Consider the following 20,782-nt stretch of genomic DNA (forward strand, 5'->3'; position numbering starts at 1 on the left):
ATCTTATTTCATGATTATATTCATGAATTTTCTTAGCGTCAAGAAAAATATTACAAAAATCCCAGCCAGCAGCCCTCCATAAAATGTACCCTTAATCTTACCGACCTTCTTCTTTTCTAATGGAAACACAGGTTCATCGATTATCTGTATTAGCGGCGTTTCTTTCATTAAAGCGGTTTTAGACATTTCAAGATTTTGTAACAGTACGCTCAAAACCGCCTTGTTAGTTTCAACAGAAAACTGCGCACGCTGCGATGGGACTACTCTTATTACTTGCCTCGTAGGATTCAGATTCGGTGTAGCATCATTTGCAGCGACTGCTGAATAGATGGCCCCGTTCATAACATTTCGAACAGAATCAGCCTTCTGTTGTAGAATAGCCACATTTTCTGCTGATTTTTTTGTCTTGGTACGTACGTAAAAATCATTCACCGTAGTCACTATAGCTTCATTAAAGGCTTTTGAAAAAACCTCATCAGTTGAACTGATAGTGGCATTTATTATACTAAGCTTCTTATCAATCTTATTCACAGCCAAATAGTCCGTCCTGATATTATCAATTATCAAAGTCAACAAGCTATCCTGAACACGATTTAAACCTTCAGCATGAGTGAACTTTACATGTCTTGTTCTGGGCTTATTATCCCAAGATTCCTGTAATTCATTGAAGTCTATAAACCGGTTTATCAACAATTCCCTCTTGCCCCCATAAGTTGTCTGCCTAAAAAGAGCGCCTTTAATCATATTTCTAGACTTATATAACTCTAATATATTGTCGCCCTGAAATATGCTCCCTCCGCCGCTCCCCAGGTCAATTCCGGCAATAGAGGCTAAACCAGCTAACGATCCAAATCCTCCCGGCTTATCCTCTTCTAACGCGAAAGATGTAGTTGCTGAATAAATTGGCTTTTTATAGTACGCGTACAGAAAGCCAATTACCCCCCCAGCCAGACCTACCAGAATAATCGGAATTTTATGTGCCCATAAAAACCTAATCCAATCTTGAAATCGCAAAATCAATTCCTTCAAAGAAATCTTACTATCTATTGGGCTATCAGAAGGGTTAAGCTCTTCGACTTTCATTAGGGTATTATCTGAGTATACTTACAATAATTGCTGCTAAGGAAGCGAAAGCTGTTCCAATGCCTATCCATGCCTGAGCACTCATCCGTTCTCTCTCAGCCCGTTTAGGTACAAAAATCTCACTGCCTGGTTTGACCTGAGGATAATTATTAAAAAACAGGAACTTCTTAGCCGACGCTACGGATCCATTTGGGTATACAATATAGGCCCCACGCTTGTATGCATTATAGCTGAATCCTCCTGCACCGTCTATATATCCCTTAAAGCTTCTGCCTTTTATATATACAATGCTATTTGGCTTCAATACTTCGCCGGTAATGCGCACAGTCTGTAGTTCCTTGGGTATTCTTATAATATCTCCGTCCTCCACAATCAGGTCATACCTTGAAGATGGTCGTTTAAGGATACGGTCAAGATCAATTCCAACCAAGTCGCTACGTAAAACCTGCAAATCCTTCTCAAAGCTCGTTGTATCTCTTGCGCCAGTCTGCTTCAGCCTTTGCAGGTTGAGTAATTTCTCACGTTCTTCCTTCGCCCTTTCTAAACTGTCTGCATATCTGGACTCGGGGCTTCCTGTTCGTTTAAGTGATGCTCCGTCAACATAGGCAAGAGGAGTCAGACCACCAGCTCTGAGTATCAGATCTGAAATTCTTTCGTTCTTTTTTGTAACTGTATATGTACCGGGATATAGTACTTCACCCTCGATCTTAACCTGCCTTTGTACTTGATACCCCTCAGAACTTCTCACAGAGACAATATCAAATGGCTTCAATCTGAACCTGGGCCCCACTATCTTAAGTCCTGGATCAATGTCAATAGTAAACACCTCTGCAGTGCGGGCTGAAGCCGACATGGCGTCGCTGTTCTTTATCCTTCTGGAGACTTCGATACGATTAGGTGTCGCGCCCTCTTTAAACCCACCGGCCATCTGGATAAGATCTCCTACGCTAATGCTGTCACCATACTTAAATGACCCCGGAAAACGAACTTCTCCCTGTACAGTAACCTTATACTCGTCACGAAGGTCAAATAATGAAGATACTGTAACTTTATCCTCGCGTTGTAAAAGAATATCAGGTTCTGTACCTGCATTGATCTTGGACAAATCAAAAGAAATCAATGCCTGTGTATTATCGGGGTTAAGACGGCTGATATAAGCACGGTTCAAAAAAGCATCTTCTGTGAGACCATTGGCCTTGGCAATCAAACCTTTCAAAGTAAGTCCCTTGTCAAGCTCGTACTGCCCCGGTCTGAATACTGCTCCTTTAATCTCAACCCGGTTCTCAAATCTGTCCAGGATAGTCTCGACAATATACTTGTCCCCATTCGTCGGGCGGTAACCAGTATAATCAGCAGACTGGATGTCGGTGATCTTTCTTTCCCGGCTGGTATTCTGCAAGACCTTAATCTGCGCCGTATAAGCCTGATTACTGAAACCACCGGCGAAACGGATCACGTCTTCCAGAGATTCATTGTTAAGTACTTCGTATAATGCCGGGCGCTTGACTTCTCCCCCTATCTCCACTCTGGTTTGATAGACGGGCACATTGATGACGTCCTGGTCCTGCAACCGGATGTTGTTCTTTTGGATGCCGTTCAGAAGAAAATCGTAGACATCTACTGTTGTAACCACTCTATTGTTGCGGATCACCTGAATTTTTCTGAACGAGCCATTCTGATTTGGCCCGCCAGATTGATATAACAAATTGAAAACTGTAAAAAGAGAGGGTACTGTATAGGAGCCTGGTTTTACAACCTCGCCAACGACCGTCACCTTAATACTTCTGATGTTTCCAAGGGTTATAGCCACATTTGTTCTACCAGTTCGCAGACCAGGATAAGTTCCGGACATATTATTCCGAATTTTGGAAATGGCTTGCTCAATAGTAAGCCCCCCTACAGATATTAAACCAACATATTGAAGCCTGATTGTTCCGTCAGGACTCACTTTCAGACGGTAATTTGCCTCGTTATCACCACTCAGGTCTATCAGCAGCTCATCATCGGGGCCAATGACATAGCTTTTTGGGGTTGCCATTCTAAGGTTTGGCTCGAAAGTCAGGTCACTGTTCTTAAACAAATCTGAACCAAAGATCTTCGGTTTCAAAGATTCAAATAAATCAACCTGACTTTGTGAATTCTTTAAATTGCCAAGACTATCCCTGTCAAAAGAGGAGCTCGCATTCCTACCTCTCCTCGTTGTATCCAGGCCTTGATAGGAGCGCGAACGGCTGAGATCATTATCATTTGAGGAGCTACCTTGACCGCCATCCTGCTTACGTATCTTCTCTACACGTGACCTCAGCTTTTGTATTTCCGTCTGCTTCATTCCCTGTGCCATGGCCATTTGCTCAAGCTGAGCGTCTGAATAACCTATAGACTCAGCTCTTTGGATCAATTGCCTGATCTGGGCGTCAGTCAGGTCGTCTACACGTACATCAGAATAGTTTGTCTGGGCAACGACCGGAATCGTTAAAATAACAGCTAGAAAAACTAAAAATGTAGAAAATAATCGTTTAACATTCATAGGGTAACGAGAGCGGTATGTACTTTTTGTGCTTATTCGAAGTAATTCAGCGTGCGGAAACCACCCAACTTCAAGTGTTCATCCTTTTTCATTAGATGCAGGTCTGCATGGATCATGTCTTTTACCAGGGCGGCAAGGTCGTATTTGGGTTCCCAGCCTAGTTTGGTTTTAGATTTGGTCGGGTCACCGAGCAACAAGTCTACTTCTGTTGGCCTGTAGTATTTTTCATCGACCTGTACCACTACCGTTCCAGGTTTTAGGTTTGCATCGTTTAATCCAAGTTCCTTAACCAGGTTTTGGTCGACATCAATGATCACTCCACGCTCATTGGCATCCTTGCCGCTGAATTCTATGTCGATACCCAGTTCGGCAAAGGTCATCTTCACAAAGTCACGGACTGTAGTCGTAACGCCTGTAGCGATCACAAAATCTTCTGCTTTTTCCTGCTGAAGGATCAGCCACATAGCTTCAATATAATCCTTGGCATGCCCCCAGTCGCGTTGTGCAGAAAGGTTGCCCAAATATAGCGTATTTTGAAGGCCGAGTGCGATCTTAGCAGCTGCCCGGGTAATCTTACGGGTAACGAATGTCTCGCCTCTTAGCGGACTTTCGTGGTTAAACAGGATACCATTGCAAGCATACATGCCGTAGGCTTCACGATAGTTAACCGTGATCCAATATCCGTATAGTTTAGCTACTGCGTAAGGAGAACGCGGATAAAAAGGTGTCGCTTCGCTCTGAGGAACAGCCTGTACCAACCCATAAAGCTCTGAGGTAGATGCCTGATAGATACGTGTCTTTTTTTCTAATCCCAGGATACGGATGGCTTCCAGCAGCCTTAAGGTACCTATGCCGTCCGCATTGGCGGTATACTCGGGCATTTCAAAGCTCACATGCACATGGCTCATAGCAGCAAGGTTATAGATCTCATCCGGCTGGGTTTCCTGAATGATCCGGATCAGGTTGGTTGAATCCGTGAGATCTCCGAAGTGGAGTTTGAAATTTACACCTTGCTCATGCTGATCCTGGTACAGGTGATCAATACGATCGGTGTTGAACAGGGATGACCGCCGCTTCAATCCATGAACAAAATATCCCTTTTTCAATAAAAACTCTGCAAGGTAGGCTCCATCCTGGCCTGTAACTCCGGTAATTAAGGCGACTTTCATGAACTTTAGTTTAATAGTTGGCTGCAAACATACATAATAATTGCATTTGCTTTATTATTTATTACTTCCTAAATGTACTTGTATCCCCACAGAAACAGGGTTTAGCAGGAATTCTGACTTATAATATTTTTTAAGTGTCTGCGTATTATTGATATCTTGCCAGGTGACGGTCTGACGCTCGTAAGAGTAAAAATAGTCGATGTTACCCTCTGCAAAAAAGGAGAGCTGGGGAAACGGACTGATTTTAATGCCCACAAATGGGGTGACTACAAGACCTGATTTGGAGGTCTCCACTTTCTCCGGATCCATCGGCATTGGTGATGAAGTTGGTTTTGCGGCCTCCCTGAGCGCATTTCTGTTTTCAAGATTCCCTGTAAACACATTTGACCGGTAACCTGCATCGAGGCCAAAGTAAGGCTGAATACGTGCGTAATTAAAGTTCTTCTCGAAACCGACCTTGAATGAATAATCAACCAGTTTCCCTGCTGCCTCTTCGCAGGTCTCACAATTGTTAAAAAAACGCTTAGACTTATTGTAGTAAGTTCCGTTCAGACGGTAACTGATCTGATTGTCGTTGAATTTTACCATCGCTCCGTTTACAGGTGCATTGGTAAAATAATCCGTATTGGTTTCATTTAAAATTTTGGGCATCTGCACAAGCGAATATACCCTTACCCCGATACTGTAATTATAATCACTGTTTACCTGTGCGGTAGCAGTCAGGCCAAATAGGGATAAGAGGACCAACAGATATTTTCCCATATGAAATTGAAAGTACTAAAACCAGCACCAAGATAAACAAAAGAAGATCAATTATCTGCTAATTTTTCTTTCCGATCCAGATGTACCTGTTGGTCATACATTTCGGGCACCAGTAAATTCTGATGGGCAGGAACCCGAAAATATTTTTAAGTACAAACCCTCTCGGTACCTGGTAGTGAAATTCCGTATTGCACTTCGCACATTTATAATCCTTATAACTCATCTTGCTTAGATGCTAATATATCTGGTTAGACCATGGTAATACACAAAATTCATTCCAAATGTTAACTACGTAGAAAATGCAGTTTCGGTTTTCGGTTTAAAAATTATTGATAACGTTTAAATAACCGCATTGGCGTACAAGCGAGGAACAGTACATATATCATCCACATGGGTGGTCTGTGTAGCCTGAAACTTGACTTATACTTCAATAAAAGGGACACCATTCGTGGTATGGAAGGGACACCTTTCCTGTTGGTTTTTCCGCTGTTGGCCAGCTCGGAAAGTGTGACCAGAAACTCCTGAGTTTTTAAGGCTGGAATTACCCTCCAGGTAACCCGTGCAGGAATATGCCCGGCATTCCACATACTGTGGCGTTCCCCGGGCGCGATGCTGAGGACCGAGCCCCTACCGTAAGTCCGGATGTACCCGTTCATACGTATGGTCAGTTCGCCTTCAGCAACACAGAACTGCTCCGTCTGGTGCACATGATAGTGCAGGGGCGGCTCTTCCGACAAAGGGGCATAAACTGCCTCCATTTCCAGCAGTTTCCCGTTGGTCTCTTCAGCTGTCCGTACAAAAATGATGCGCTGCCCTGTCACTTTATTTTCGATATAACGATAAGTATTGATGTCTGGCATGCCGCAAACCTCGCCAGACGGGCAGTTACATTCCAGCACACAAGACATAAAGCTGAATTTCGCCTATAAATTACCGCAATGCGCGAATGAAATGCGTATTAAAAATAATAGATTTGTAGATATGACATATACCGAAAAGCTACAAGCCATACGCTCACAAATGCTGGAAAGCCACATAGATGCCTACATCATTCCGTCCTCCGACCCTCACATCAGCGAATACATGCCTGAGCATTACAAGGCCATTCCGTTCGTTTCCGGCTTCACGGGTTCCGCGGGTACATTGGTCATCACCCAAGATTTTGCGGGCCTGTGGACAGATTTCCGGTACTTTGAACAGGCAACCGAACAACTGGAAGGAAGCGGGGTTGAACTGGTGAAGATGCAGGTGCAGGCTGCTCCGGAGTATATTACCTGGTTGACCAGCCGACTGACAAAGGGTACTGTGGTTGCGGCAGATGAACGACTGGTTTCGGTATTGCTGGGTGAACTGCTCGTACAAATGCTTGCGGCGAAAGGCATCGGCTTTGCTGACCAAGATTTTTTAAGTCCAATATGGGAAAACCGGCCGGAATTGCCGCAGCAAAAGGCATATCTCATTGATCCGGAGCATACTGGTCAGACCGTTGCTGCAAAGCTTGCCGCCGTAAGGGCCGCATTGCTGGGTCAGGGTGCGGACCAACACCTGGTCTCTTCGCTGGATGATCTGGCCTGGCTGTTCAACATCCGCGGGGGGGATGTAGCTTATAACCCTGTTGTCCTGGGATTTGCCCTGATCAGTCAGGACCATGCGAAGTTATTTATTGCCGAAGGCAAACTAAGCGATACCGACAAAGAATCTTTGCTGAAAAGCGGAGTGGAAGTACTTCCTTATGAAGAAATCGGGGATGCATTGCAAAACATCCCGGAACACCAGACAATATTGATTGACCCCAAGCGGAACTGCTTTGCGTTTACGAAAGCGTTGCCGGTTTCGGTTAAGATCATCCGCGCAACCAATCCCTCTACCAATTTAAAGGCGATTAAAAATGAGACGGAGCTGGCCAATACCCGCAAAGCTATGCTGCTGGACGGCGTTGCGGTCGTGAAGTTTATGAAATGGCTGTATGAGCAAGTGGGCGTCGCTACCGTGGATGAGCTTTCCGCAGCAGCGGAATTGCACCGGTTGAGAGCGGAGCAGGAAGGATTTAGCGGGGACAGTTTTAATACCATAAGTGCATATGCAGCGCATGGTGCCTTGCCTCATTACGGGCCAACTGAAGAAAGTAATGTAGAGATTAAGCCTGAAGGACTCTTCCTGATCGATTCGGGTGGCCAATACCTGTACGGCACCACCGACATTACACGTACTTTACCAATGGGCAACAATACTGAGGAAGAGGCCATTGATTACACGCTGGTTCTGAAAGGCATGATCGAGGGCTGCAGGTTGCGCTTTCCAAAAGGCACCTATGGTTACCAGATAGATGCGGTGACGCGCAGGCCATTATGGGAACATGGATTGAACTATGGGCATGGAACCGGACATGGCGTTGGCTATTTCCTGAATGTGCATGAGGGTCCGCAGGTATTTAATCCATCACCGAATCCCGTTGCGATTGAACCCGGTATGATTACTTCTATTGAACCAGGAGTTTACCGTCCCGGAAAGCATGGCATTCGTATCGAAAACCTGGTGAACACTGTTGTAGACATCAGCAATGAGTTTAACCAGTTCTATGCGTTCGAATGTCTGACCATTGCACCGATCAGCACCAGGATTGTGAAGAAGGAACTGCTTGAGGAGGTTCAGGTGGCCTGGTTGAATAGATACAACAAGATGGTATTTGACAAGCTTTCGCCTTTATTAAGCGCGGATGAGCGGGAATGGCTGAAAGAAGAGACAAAAGCGATATAAACAAAAGGCCCTGATAAATTATCAGGGCCTTTTCTCAGTTTTTTAATCCATCTTTTTAAACTCGTCATCCATCCATGCTATCCTTTTGGCTAACCACTCTTTCATATACTGAACTTCGTTGTCATAAGATCCAAGGACCACTGCATTTGGCCAAGTATAATTATACAAAACATCCCATTTATTAAAGTTTTGTCTTTGAGATAATTTAAGATACGCAGCTTGTTGGTTAATGAAGTCAAATATTGTATTCACTTGAGTTGTCTTTAAAACTGTCCATCTCGCTTTGACCCTTTTTCTAAACGCAGGATCCTCAAAAAGGCGAAACATCCAACCAGATGTAGCGATCCACCAACCCTGCGGATCATTATTACCGTTATAATTCACATTGCCTAGTGCGATGTCAAAATCCCAGATTGGGCCTAAGCTTAACTTTCCATGTCGATCTTTATGCATAAATACGCTGCTAAAAAACGCTGCGTCATTATTCTTTGTCAGTTCGTTTACCAAATACCAGTTAATAAAAGATTCAACATTAATATATTCCTCATATCCTTTAGAAGGGCCTGCAAAATTTCCTCCATAGATTGCATCCTCAGCTAATTGCACATAATCACTTATATACTTAAACTGAGATGACGTAATCTCTTCGGGCGATTTAATGGTGAATGCCAAGTTGTTTTTAGTAATAAACCAATATGGTTCATCCAGTCGCGCATCAACCTCCAATAAATATCCTCCGGAAATATCACTATCAGGGGAATCCTCATCCAACTCTGGGATATTTACCCTGGTTTCTCCTACCTCTACCTGATCTGTCAGCAAGTAATTGCCCAGGTATTCTCCATTGAGCACCACTTCTACAAACCTTGATTTAGGTGTAAAAGCAGCCTCAAACCTTTTTCCGAGTTCGAAGGCGATATTGTTCCTCAGCATTGTTTTATCGCTGAAATTCGCTAATAACACCCACTTCTTAGCCGCGGCCATTCCCAGTATTTCGGCTTTTTTGTCCAATTTGATACGGTATGGCTTTTTTGGCATCCCCCATGTAGTGTTTCCTCGTCCCCGCATTTCCATCTGAAACTCAGTAACAGTCTGCTGGTAGCCTGAATTATTGGCATCGATCTGCATCTTGCCTTTCACAGATTCCTCTTTAGACAATACAGGGGCTTCCGTTTCCAGATAAATGATAGGCAAGCCGGTAAACGTATATAATTTAACCGTGTATTTCTTAACACTTCCATTTTCAGCTTTTACCGTAAACGTAACAGGATTACTGTAATTGTTCCTAGTAACGCCCGTTTCCTGCTTAATACCATCTACTGAGATATCGTGCCCATCTGTTTTAAAGGTAGCAATCAAGGTCCGGTCATTACTGATATAAGGTACCAATCCCACAATCAGGGAATCATTGATGTGGCAAACAACGTCTTTTAAGAGCTGTGCCGAATTGTTTTTTGCCTCAAATGTAAAACTCTGAATACTCTTAGCAGAGGATATTTCAGGCTTTAGCTCCGGTTCCGGTAAATAGCTGTCCTTGTTGCATGATGACAGACCGATAAATAGCAAAAGAAGAAGACCGTTAATTCTTTTCATTTTTGTTTATTTGGTTAGAAGATTTTATCCCATTAGAAACTCCAGAACAGAATTCCTAAATTCTGAACAAAAGTAATCTAAATCTAACCAAACCCACAACTTATGGGACTGTCAAAATTTGGTTACACCTCCCAACCACCAATCGACCTGTCCAGGTGCGTATACCCGCCATCGACATAAATCAGCTGTCCCGTGGTATGACTGGAAGCCGGTGACAATAAAAAAACAGCAGCATTCGCTATTTCCTCTGCAGTGGTCATCCGCTTTTCCAGCGGAATCTTTGAAGTGATGGACGCGAGTTTTTCCTCCGGATTGGGCAGTGTTTTGATCCAGCTTTCATACAGCGGTGTATAACACTCCGCCACGATCACTGCATTGACCCTGATACCATAGGGCAGCAATTCTACCGCCCACTCCCGGGTCAGCGCATTCCGCCCGCCATTGGAGGCCGCATAGGCAGAAGTACCGCCTTGCCCGGTATCCGCTACTTTAGAACCAATGTTTACAATAGCCCCCTTTGATTTTTTTAAAGCCGGCAAGGCATGCTGCGCCATCAGATAGTAGTGTACCAGGTTCTTGTGCAGGCTCTGAATGAATCTTTCATAATTGCCGTTCTCCAGCCCGACACTATCGTTTACCCCCGCATTATTGATAAGGCCGTCGATACGTCCAAACTGCTCCAGCACCGCATGAACAGCCCGTTCACTATCTTCCGGACGGGTAAGTTCAGCAACCACCTGCATCGCTTTCCCACCTTCTGCAATAACGCTTTCCATTATCTTACGGTTATCTGCCTCATTCCTGCCCACAATGACCGGAATGGCCCCTTCATTGGCCAGTACCCTGACGATGCCTTCCCCAATTCCTTTCGCACCGCCGGTAACGATCACAACTTTATCTTTTAACTGCAAATCCATTATTTGATTAGTTTATCTTGTAAAATTGAGCGGCATTACCGCCCCAGAATAGCTCCTGCTCTGCTCCTGACAACGCCTGGGTATGGTATTCCGCAAGTTCAGCTACCTTTGCATAAGTGCCTGCAACCTGGCAAACCGGCCAGTCGGAACCGTACATCAGTCTTCTGGTACCAAAGGCATTAAAGACCACATCGAGATAAGGTGAGAAATCCTTGTTGTCCCAGTTTTCCCAGTTGGCTTCTGTTACCATGCCGGATACCTTGCAACAAACATTTTCATATTGCGCCAGTTCGGTTATGCCGTTTCGCCACTCGTCGATCTGCTGTCCCTTAATATCGGGTTTGGCGATGTGATCCAAAACGAAAGGCTGATCTGGAAATCGCCTGACCAGCTCTGCCGCGTACGGCAATTGATCGAGGAAAATGAGGATGTCATAGGTGAAGCCATACTTATCGAGTTTGCTGATGCCGTTCATGAACGCTGGTCTGAGCATCAGTTGCCGGTCGGCTTCGCCCTGCAATACATGCCGGAAGCCTTTCAGTTTCGGGAAACCTTGCAGGTGCTGCAACTGTTCATCGATATCCGGAGCCTGCAGGTCAATCCAGCCAACTACACCTTTAATGAAGTCATGTTGACCGGCGAGTCCTAACAGAAAGTCGTTTTCTTCGTAGGTCTGATCGGCCTGAACTGCGATACAGCCATCTATGCCTTGCTGATCCAGCAGCGGCGCCAGATCGCCGGGAAGAAAGTCGCGCCTGATGGCGGACATCTCTTCACTGATCCAGCTGTGCCTCAGCGGGTCATATTGCCAGAAATGCTGATGCGAGTCAATTTTTAACATAAGCCTTTACTTCCTGGCGTGAAGTACCCAGACCGTCGATACCCAGCTCCACTACATCCCCCGGCTTCAGGTAAACAGGGGGCTTAAAGCCTAAGCCGACTCCTGCCGGCGTGCCGGTAGAGATGACATCTCCAGGCAGAAGGGTCATGAACCGGCTCACATAAGCGATCACAAACGCTACGTTGAAGATGAAGTTTGAAGTATTGCCATCCTGCATTTTCTGGCCGTTTACCGTCAGCCACAGGCGCAGGTTATTGACGTCGGCGACCTCATCCTGCGTGGCCAGAAAGGGGCCAAGCGGCGCGAAGGTGTCGCAACCCTTACCCTTGTCCCAGGTGCCGTTACGCTCTAGCTGGAACTCGCGCTCAGAAACATCATTGTGCAAGACATACCCGGCAACATAATCCAGCGCATCACCCTCCTCTACATAGGATGCCTTTTTGCCGATCACCACAGCCAGTTCTACTTCCCAGTCGGTTTTCACTGAATCCCTTGGTATAACAATGTCGTCATTCGGCCCGGTCAGGGAAGTGGTCGATTTCATAAAAATCACTGGTTCCGGCGGGATCGGCGCATTGGTCTCCCGGGCATGGTCCGCATAGTTAAGCCCGATGCAGACTATTTTTGAAGGTCGTTCAACCGGAGCACCCAACCTGGTATCCTGTGGAACTTCAGGCAACTTTCCTTCATTTTGCTTCACGAAGTCCTCCAGTCGTTGCAGTCCATCCGTCTCAAAAAAGCGTTCGTTATAATCTTCTCCGAATGCCGAAGTATCGAACCAGGTATCACCCAGGATAACGCCGGTCTTTTCCTGTCCGGCCAGTCCCCATCTGATTAATTTCATCTGTAAATTTTTTAATTATTGAGTTTAACAAATCCACCATCTACCGGGTAATCGTTACCGGTAATAAAGCTGGCCTCGTCCGAACAAAGGTAAAGCGCCATTGTTGCAATTTCTTCCGGAGTTCCCATCCTGCCTATCGGCTGGCTCTTAGAGAGCTTTTCAAAAATTTCCTGCTCCTGCCCTGCGTAGTTCTTTGCGATAAAGCCATCGACAAACGGCGTATGCACCCTGGCGGGACTGATGCTGTTGCACCGGATGTTATCGGCCATATAATCCCTGGCGACAGACAAAGTCATGGCTGCGATCGCTCCTTTGCTCATCGAATAAGCAAAACGGTCGGTGATACCTACAATCGCCGCAATGGAGGCCATATTGAGTATGGCGCCCCCGCCCTGCTGTTTCATCAAGGGAATTGCTGCGTAAAGGCAGTTGTAAGCCCCTTTGACATTGACGTTGAATACACGTGTAAAATCTTCTTCGCTGGTATTATCTGCCCGGCCGATATGTGCGATACCCGCATTGTTGACCAGGATGTCTGCAAGACCGATCTCGTTAAAGATACCGACGACCTGCTGCTGGTCTGTAACATTGCAGATGAAGCCTCTGGCTTCTCCACCCGTTTCAGCGATCTCTGCAATGGTCTTGTCTATGGATTCGCGATCCAGATCAAGGATAGTTACGCTTGCACCCTGTCTGGCAAATAAGGTGGAAACCGCCTTGCCTATCCCACTGCCACCGCCGGTAACGATTGCTGATTTTCCTTTTAAACTGAACATAGCTTACAATTATAATGAAACTCCTCTTTTCCAGGGTATGAAATCATCCTGATTGAGCAGGACTGCTTTTGGCAATACCTCACCGCTGGCTGCCCCGATGCAATACTCCAGGATGTCGGTACCCATTTCTTCGATACTTTTCTCACCCCTGATCACAGGCCCGCAATCGATGTCGATAATGTCGCTCATGCGCTGCGCAAGCGCGGTATTCGTAGCTACCTTGATCACCGGGCAGACCGGGTTGCCGGTTGGGGTACCTAAACCGGTAGTAAACAAGATCAATGTCGCTCCGCTGGCTGCCTTTCCGGTAGTGGCCTCTACATCGTTGCCTGGTGTGCAAACCAGGCTGAGGCCTGGCTTGGTAGCCGGTTCTGTGTAATCGAGCACATCAACCACCGGAGAAGTACCCCCCTTCTTGGCCGCACCGGTACTTTTGATGGCATCCGTAATGAGACCGTCTTTTATATTGCCGGGAGAAGGGTTCATGTAAAAGCCCGAACCTACCGCATGTGCCTGGGCATCGTATGCCTGCATCAGCCGGATAAACTTCTCGGCGATGGGCTGGTTGATACAGCGGTCTATGATGTTCTGCTCGGCACCGCAAAGCTCCGGAAATTCGGCCAGAAGCACCTTTGCCCCCAGCGCTACCAACAGGTCTGAGGTGTAACCAACAGCGGGGTTGGCTGAAATACCACTGAAGCCATCGCTGCCCCCGCATTTTACACCTACGCACAATTTGCTCAAAGGCGCGGGCCTTCGCTCTAGCTTATTGATCTCTGCAAGTCCTTCAAAAGTCTTTAAGATAGCGTCTTTGATCAGCTGATCTTCACTCTGGCTCTGTTGTTGCTCAAAGACGAGGAACTTCTTATTGAAGCCCGGGTTTCCCGCTTTTATATCTTCCAGGAAAGCATCTGTCTGCAAATGCTGGCAGCCAAGGCTCAGCACGGTGATGCCGGCCACGTTAGGATGGTTGGCATAGGCTGCGAGCAAATGGCTCAACACCGCTGAATCCTGCCGCGTACCTCCGCAACCGCCCTGATGGTTCAGGAACTTAATGCCATCGACATTTTTGAAGACGCGGCGCGATGTAAAGCCTGAGGAAGCGATGGCAGCGGTGTTGAAACTGGAAATGTCCTGACCCTGCTGATAGGCTTCGAGCAGTTGTTCCGCATATTCCTTGTATTTATCGGTGACGTTATAACCGAGGCTGTTGTACAGTGCCTCTTTGATCACATCCAGGTTTCTGTTCTCGCAGAATACCGTAGGTATAAACAACCAGTAATTGGCCGTACCCACGGAGCCGTCTTCCCGGTGATAACCATTGAAGGTCCGTCCGGCAAATGAAGACACGTCGGGCGCCTGCCATTGGTAGTTGATGTCGCGGTATGCGTAGTCCTGTGAGGCGTGGTGGGTATTTGCTACGGTCATGAGGCCTCCTTTCGGGATGTAAGTGGTTGCCTTACCGACGAGCACCCCGTACATCCGTATCTCGTCGCCGGGCTGGAGTTCATGGATAAAAAATTTATGCTTTGCATTGATCCTGTCCTGCAATAGGATTTCGTCGCCCTTCCAGATCACCTTTTCGCCTGCGGGCAGATCCTGCAGGGCCACCAGCACGTTATCTTCTGGGTGTATCTGCAGAAACCGTTTATTCGTTAATTCTGACATTCTGTTTATTCAATGTTATTACTTTATGCCCGGTCAGTCCAAAAAGCAGGACAACCGTGAAACATATCAATGGAACGATATAGCCGATCTGGATATTATGGGTGACATCGCTGATGTATCCCATTACAGGCGGCAGCAATGCGCCCCCCACGATGGACATAATGATCAGGCTGCTTCCGTATTTGGCATCGGCACCGAGGTCCTTAATCCCCAGAGAAAATATCGTCGGAAACATGATGGACATGAAAAAGGCGATCCCGATAACAGAGAACAGTGCGGCCAAACCTGTACTGAACATGGCTGACGCACTGAGCAACACACAAATTACCGCGTAAATCACCAGCAAACGTTCAGGCTTTATGAATTTCATCAGGAACGTACCAATGATACGGCCCGACAGGAAGCCAAGCCCGATCCCATAACCCTGATAATCGGCTGCCTGAACCTTAGTGATGCCTGCTGCCTTGGTGGCATACAATACGAAAAGGCTCATGACACATACCTGTGCACCTACGTAGAAAAATTGCGCTGCCACAGCCCATCTGAGGTGCCGGTGGGCAAGCGCATGGGATATCCCCCGCTTTTCTCCCGCCGTTTCGGTTTCTGTGATTTCAGGGAGCTTCAGAAAAATGAAGATCACCGCGATCACTAATATGATACTGCCCAGTACGAGGTACGGTGTCTTCACCGAAGAGGCTTCCGCCGCCAGTATGGCGCGTTGGGCTGATTCGCTCATGGTAGCCAGTTCTTCGTCGGATATGCCTTTGATCAGGATGATCCGCGCGCCTATAATTGGCGCCAGCGTAGCGGCCAATCCGTTAAATGTCTGAGAAAAGTTCAGTCTGAACGTTGCAGTCTCTTTAGGCCCCAGCAGTGAAGCATAGGGGTTGGCGGCAGTTTCCAGAATGGTAAGTCCACAGGCAATGATGAACAAAGCCCCCAGGAAGAAAACATATGCCTGGGTATTTGCGGCGGGTATGAATAAAAAGGAACCCAGGGCGAAAAGGGCGAGACCGAAAATGATCCCGGCCTTATAACCGTACTTTTTCATGATGAAGCCCGCCGGAAGTGCCATCACGAAATAGGCGATGAACACTGCGGTATCTACCAGTGTTGCCTGGAGTGTATTTAAGCTGAAGGACCTTTGCAGATGCGGTATCAGTATCGGATCCAGGTTGTGTACAAACCCCCACATGAAAAACAGTGAGGTGATCATGATAAAAGGGAAAAGGTATTTGTTCTTGGTCATCGGTTAATATTTGGCTATTCTAAAATCGGGATTATCCACGGCTTTTATTTTGCCATTTTACCTATTTATTCAATGATTTTGGCACAATGATTATTTGCCCGGAACCAGTTCCAGCCTTACATTCGGAATATTCAGCGTCGTATGCGGAGAATATGGGTCATGCAACTGCCAGCTGAACGGATAGTACTTTCCTTTTTCGACCTGCAGAGGCTTTAACTGCTTCTTATAAATCACCTGCTCCACGTCCCTGCTGATACCGATGGTACTGCTTTTCTGAAAACCATTATAGAACTTCACGATCAGCTGGTTCTTACCCTTTTTCAACGGCAGCAGCACAAGATCCTTCATCTCCTTTTCCTTAAAGGGATTATTGTGCTCTGCCAGTACCTGTCCGTTAAGACTTACTGTCACCGCATCTCCACTGGTGATCCCTACCAGGTATGGCTGGTCTTTATCCGATTCGATTTCCTGCAACAGGTAAGTAGCTGAATTCTTATCCATGGGTACCTCAAAGGACTCGCCATTTTTCCAGCTGTCCTTCCTGGTCCATACCGGGGATTTGTCTTCCGGCCAGGGCTTCGTGACATCAATATTTTTCAGGTTGCCATGGACACCGCCCGGACCAGAGTAATACTGACCCGACTGATAGAGCGGCCCCCAGGTTATAGCAGCGCCGGCATTTAGCCGTTCCTGATCTCCGCCGTCAAATCTAACCACAGAAATCTTCCCACCAATCTCCAGATCAATTGCCCGCCCTTTTTCATTAGCTGTGAAATAGATCACCGGGACCAGTGTCTCATTACGTGCGGGATGGAGCGTCCACGATTCCTTCACGGTGCTCTGGTACCGGTTGCTGTAATCGACACCTGAACTGCTGTAGTGCTTGAACGCATTGTGCCCGTCGAGCACTAGCGTACCCTGCGCGTTGGACAGGATATTTGCCGGGGGCACATAATATCCGTTTGAAAAGTCAATGGCCAGAACCTGGTAGGCTTCTTCTATGCGGAGCCCGGCCGGTACTGTAATGCGCACTCCACTGGCATTCTGACTGTATTTAGGCTTATCGTTCGTACCCAGTATCCTTATGCCCTTTATTTTCCCGGTCAGCCCCGGCAGGAAAATCTGGTTGTTCTCCGGTCTTGACATCAGGTGCAGATAGATCTTATCCGGTCTGCTGGTCAGGCTGCCCCATTTGAACGGGATATGAAAGGGGTCCGGGTCGGTGCCGTAGATGGCTTCCTTGTTTTTATCCAGCCATTTACCGATGGCCAGTAATACGTTCCGTTCGAATTCAACGACAGTTCCGTCGCCCTTGGGTCCGATATTCAGCAGGAAATTTCCCCCTCGGCTGGCGACACGGATGAGGCTGGCCAGCTTTTCCCTGATCTTGTCTTCTTCCTTGCCTCGTTTCTGAAACGAACGGTAGCCCCAGGTCTCATCAAAGAAAGAGGCCGGTGACTGCCAGGGCACTCCGATGACATAATCAGGCTCCTGGTTATCGCCCATCACATTAAAATCCCCCATGTCATTGCCGATCCGGCTTCCGATCATGCAGTCCGGTTGTAACCTGTGCACCAGGTCCCGCATTTCCCGGCTTTCCTTCGGGCTTTGCGAGCCCATATCAAACCACAACTCGGAAACCGGGCCGTAATTGGTCAGCAGTTCTGTAACCTGCTTTTTATTGAATTCAAAGTGCTCGGGAGTAATATAGTCAGAGTTCGACCCGGAGATCGGCGAGGCCTGAGGAAAATGCCAGTCGATCAGCGAAAAGTACAATCCGAACTTCAGACCACCACGCTTACAGGCATCGGAAAGTTCCTTCAAAAGATCCCGCCTGTAAGGTGTAAAGTCTACAATATTGAAATCTGTAGTTGCAGTTTTGAACATGCAGAACCCGTCATGATGCTTGGACGTAATCACAATTGAACGCATCCCTGCCTGCCTGGCCAGCGACACAATGGCATCAGGATCCCATTTCTCCGGATCGAAAGTCTTTGCCACACGCTCGTATTCGTCGGAATAAATGCCGGCATGTGCCTGTATCTGTTCACTTACGTTCCTGTAAGAGGGCTTACCCTGCCATACCCCGCCCAAAACGGAATATACGCCGAAGTGGATGAACATCGAATACTTTTGGTCCTGCCATTCCTTAAGGGCCTTCGGATCATGCTGCCCGAAAGCCACCGCACGCGCAAGAAGAATCAGGGCAATAACAAAAACAGATTTTTGCTTCATAATTTGGTCTGAGGTTTAATCCGATCCCTAACCGGGATTCGTAAAAACCAAAGAAAGGCCAAATCGGGGCATTTTTGTTTTCCTCAATTGACAAAAGGTTATGCGATTTTGGCAGCTACCGGATCAGTTTGAGCAAATAATTGCCATATCCGCTTTTTACAAGTGGTTCGGCGATAGTCCTGAGCTGCTCTTTATCAATAAAGCCCATCCGGTAAGCCACCTCTTCTATACTACCGATCTTCAGGCCCTGACGTTCCTCGATCACCTGTACAAACTGCCCCGCCTGCATCAGCGATGTAAAAGTCCCCGTATCCAGCCAGGCCGTACCCCGGCTGAGCACACCAACCTTCAGCTTACCCTGCTCCAGGTAAACCTTGTTGACATCGGTGATCTCATATTCACCTCTTGCAGATGGGCTGATATTTTTAGCGATCTCCACTACGGAGTTATCATAGAAGTAAAGTCCCGGAACTGCATAATCGGACTTAGGTTTCTCTGGCTTCTCCTCGATAGAAATGGCCTGGTTATTTTCATCAAACTCCACCACGCCGTAACGTTCCGGATCTGAAACCCTGTAGGCAAAAACCACGCCTCCGTCCGGATCAGCACTTGCCTGCAGCAGTTTAGACATTCCGTCACCATAAAAGATGTTATCACCAAGGACCAGCGCTACTTTATCCTTTCCTATAAAGTCCGCACCGATCACGAAAGCCTGGGCCAGACCATTTGGCTGCTCCTGGACCGCATAAGAAAATTTGCAGCCGAGCCTGCTGCCATCTCCAAGAAGTTTCTGAAAATTCGGAAGGTCGTGCGGAGTAGAAATGATCAGTATCTCACTGATCCCGGCCAGCATTAGCGTAGACAAAGGATAATAGATCATCGGCTTGTCATACACCGGCATCATTTGTTTACTCATCACCAATGTCAGGGGGTGCAACCTGGTCCCACTTCCTCCTGCTAAGATAATTCCTTTCAATATTTGCGAATTTGTTCGCTATGAAGATACACTTTCTTCCAGTTCCCTATACCAGTCCTCACCATATTTTCTGATCAGCGGCCCTTTCAGGAACCGGTATACAGGCACTTTAAGTTCCCTTCCGAAAGAACAGGCATCCCGGCAAATGTGCCAGCGGTCGTAGTTGAGCACTTCGAACTCGGGATACCGGGTGACCCTGATCGGGTAAAGGTGACAAGAGATGGGCTTTTGCCAGCCGATCAGCCCTTGCTCCCAGGCCTTCTCAATCCCGCACTTGGTAATGCCATTTTCGAACGTTACATAGGCACATTCCTTATTTCCACCGACACAAGGAGTGGTCAGATCTCCGTCTGCATCAACCACTGAAGTTCCCTGTTCCTCGATCGCCTGAATACCCGCCGGTTCCAGTAAATGTCTGATCTTCGGATAAATCTCTTCCAGAATACCACGTTCCTGGGCTTCCAGCGGGGCACCGGCATCACCTTCCACACAGCAGATTCCCTTACATTTATTCAGGTTGCAGACAAATTGTTCGCTGATCACATCTTCATGCACGAGGGCATTCTGTATTTCTATCATCTCTAATCCTTTATTATGGCCAGCGGATACTTCAGTCCGGCTGCCGACTTTACTTCCATGACCACTGAACCGACAAGGATCTCCACCTGCGCCTTTACCGGTACCCTGTTGCCATCATCAGATACCCAAAGGTAAAGCCGGCTGTCCTTTCTGAAAATCCGGCCAGGTTTAATGGAGGGGCTGAATTTCAGGCAACGTATTTTTCCCAGCTTGGTCTTGATCACTTCCCGCCCGACGAACTGGATCTCTAGCTGGTTCACCTCATCACTTAGAAAATAATTGAGCTTTACCGCATCACCGGCCTTCATTTTGGAGACATCCAGACTCCTGGCAAAATAATAGGAGGAAACCAGGTCAAAGGTCTGCGTGGTCGGCGTATTAAATGTTCCCTTGGTCGCTACGATCTTTTTACCATCCTGGTCAAAACGCGCCTTATCCTGCCTGCGGTAACTTCCCTCACGGATATTTTCCTGGTAGAAATAAGGTTTCAGGTTATCGATGTCGATATAGGAATCATAATGGTCCCTGATCTTGTAAAACACGTCGAACGTGCCGGAGGTCTCACCATCTACACTTAGCCGGTAGGTGGGCTTACCATCAAACTTCAGGTCAGAATTCAGCACCTTAAGGGTACCTTCCGCAGCCGTAATGAAGCCGTACCTCAGTTTATAGGTCAACACTTCACCTGGCCCGAAGGCAGGATCTTTTACAAAGGGAAGCTCCTGCGCGACAAGCTTATGGCCCAGGAACAGTACGGCGATCATCAAAAACAAACGTCTCATATCCCCAGACAAATCAAAAAGTAC

17 protein-coding genes are annotated in these 20,782 nt (G+C 47.1%); 1 reads left to right on the top strand and 16 read right to left on the bottom strand.

The features are described 5' to 3' along the window. Positions 1-3: 3 nt before the first annotated feature. The 5 genes from P2W84_RS15765 to P2W84_RS15785 form a co-directional block, all read right to left on the bottom strand. Complete coding sequence (locus tag P2W84_RS15765; protein ID WP_276091120.1) at positions 4-1,083, bottom strand: Wzz/FepE/Etk N-terminal domain-containing protein; 1,080 nt, start codon at positions 1,081-1,083, stop codon at positions 4-6. Positions 1,084-1,090: 7 nt separating this feature from the next. Further along, entirely contained in the window at positions 1,091-3,610 is a 2,520-nt protein-coding gene (locus P2W84_RS15770; protein ID WP_276091121.1) for an SLBB domain-containing protein, read from the bottom strand. Between the two features lie 32 nt (positions 3,611-3,642). After that, positions 3,643-4,779, bottom strand: coding sequence for a GDP-mannose 4,6-dehydratase (gmd, locus tag P2W84_RS15775; RefSeq protein ID WP_276091122.1), 1,137 nt, complete (start codon positions 4,777-4,779; stop codon positions 3,643-3,645). Between the two features lie 54 nt (positions 4,780-4,833). Next, positions 4,834-5,541 (bottom strand): hypothetical protein, encoded by a 708-nt coding sequence (locus P2W84_RS15780; protein ID WP_276091123.1) that lies wholly within the window; start codon positions 5,539-5,541, stop codon positions 4,834-4,836. Positions 5,542-5,867: 326 nt separating this feature from the next. Next, positions 5,868-6,449, bottom strand: coding sequence for a cupin domain-containing protein (locus tag P2W84_RS15785; protein WP_276091124.1), 582 nt, complete (start codon positions 6,447-6,449; stop codon positions 5,868-5,870). Positions 6,450-6,522: 73 nt separating this feature from the next. Here P2W84_RS15785 and P2W84_RS15790 point away from each other — a divergent pair, with 73 nt between their 5' ends. Then, a complete protein-coding gene (locus P2W84_RS15790; RefSeq protein ID WP_276091125.1) occupies positions 6,523-8,298 on the top strand; it encodes an aminopeptidase P family protein in 1,776 nt (591 codons plus the stop codon). Between the two features lie 42 nt (positions 8,299-8,340). Here P2W84_RS15790 and P2W84_RS15795 read toward each other — a convergent pair whose 3' ends face one another. The 11 genes from P2W84_RS15795 to P2W84_RS15845 all read right to left on the bottom strand — a co-directional run bounded on the left by P2W84_RS15795 (position 8,341) and on the right by P2W84_RS15845 (position 20,758). Then, a complete protein-coding gene (locus P2W84_RS15795; RefSeq protein WP_276091126.1) occupies positions 8,341-9,891 on the bottom strand; it encodes a CotH kinase family protein in 1,551 nt (516 codons plus the stop codon). Positions 9,892-10,013: 122 nt separating this feature from the next. Continuing rightward, the gene (locus tag P2W84_RS15800) at positions 10,014-10,808 is read right to left on the bottom strand and encodes an SDR family oxidoreductase (protein WP_276091127.1); all 795 of its coding nucleotides are present in this window, start codon (positions 10,806-10,808) and stop codon (positions 10,014-10,016) included. Between the two features lie 7 nt (positions 10,809-10,815). Continuing rightward, positions 10,816-11,649: an amidohydrolase family protein gene (locus P2W84_RS15805; RefSeq protein ID WP_276091128.1), complete on the bottom strand. Its 834-nt coding sequence runs from the start codon at positions 11,647-11,649 to the stop codon at positions 10,816-10,818. Continuing rightward, positions 11,636-12,493 carry a fumarylacetoacetate hydrolase family protein gene (locus P2W84_RS15810; RefSeq protein ID WP_276091129.1) on the bottom strand — a complete coding sequence of 286 codons (858 nt, stop codon included), beginning with the start codon at positions 12,491-12,493 and terminating at the stop codon, positions 11,636-11,638. Before P2W84_RS15810 ends, P2W84_RS15805 begins: the two co-directional genes overlap by 14 nt. 11 nt (positions 12,494-12,504) lie before the next feature. Further along, positions 12,505-13,269: an SDR family oxidoreductase gene (locus P2W84_RS15815; protein WP_276091130.1), complete on the bottom strand. Its 765-nt coding sequence runs from the start codon at positions 13,267-13,269 to the stop codon at positions 12,505-12,507. Positions 13,270-13,278: 9 nt separating this feature from the next. Beyond that, a complete protein-coding gene (locus tag P2W84_RS15820) occupies positions 13,279-14,937 on the bottom strand; it encodes an altronate dehydratase family protein (RefSeq protein ID WP_276091131.1) in 1,659 nt (552 codons plus the stop codon). After that, complete coding sequence (gene fucP / locus P2W84_RS15825) at positions 14,918-16,186, bottom strand: L-fucose:H+ symporter permease (protein ID WP_276091132.1); 1,269 nt, start codon at positions 16,184-16,186, stop codon at positions 14,918-14,920. Before fucP ends, P2W84_RS15820 begins: the two co-directional genes overlap by 20 nt. Positions 16,187-16,276: 90 nt before the next feature. Next, a complete protein-coding gene (locus tag P2W84_RS15830; protein WP_276091133.1) occupies positions 16,277-18,421 on the bottom strand; it encodes an alpha-L-fucosidase in 2,145 nt (714 codons plus the stop codon). Between the two features lie 115 nt (positions 18,422-18,536). Further along, on the bottom strand, positions 18,537-19,397 hold the full coding sequence (rfbA, locus tag P2W84_RS15835; RefSeq protein WP_276091134.1) for a glucose-1-phosphate thymidylyltransferase RfbA: 861 nt from the start codon (positions 19,395-19,397) through the stop codon (positions 18,537-18,539). Positions 19,398-19,415: 18 nt separating this feature from the next. Then, positions 19,416-19,976, bottom strand: a complete 561-nt coding sequence (locus P2W84_RS15840) for a DUF3109 family protein (RefSeq protein ID WP_276091135.1) — start codon at positions 19,974-19,976, stop codon at positions 19,416-19,418. A gap of 2 nt (positions 19,977-19,978) precedes the next feature. After that, positions 19,979-20,758, bottom strand: coding sequence for a DUF3108 domain-containing protein (locus P2W84_RS15845; RefSeq protein WP_276091136.1), 780 nt, complete (start codon positions 20,756-20,758; stop codon positions 19,979-19,981). Positions 20,759-20,782 lie beyond the last annotated feature (24 nt).

Source organism: Pedobacter sp. JY14-1 (assembly GCF_029269825.1).
Lineage (GTDB): Bacteria > Bacteroidota > Bacteroidia > Sphingobacteriales > Sphingobacteriaceae > Pedobacter.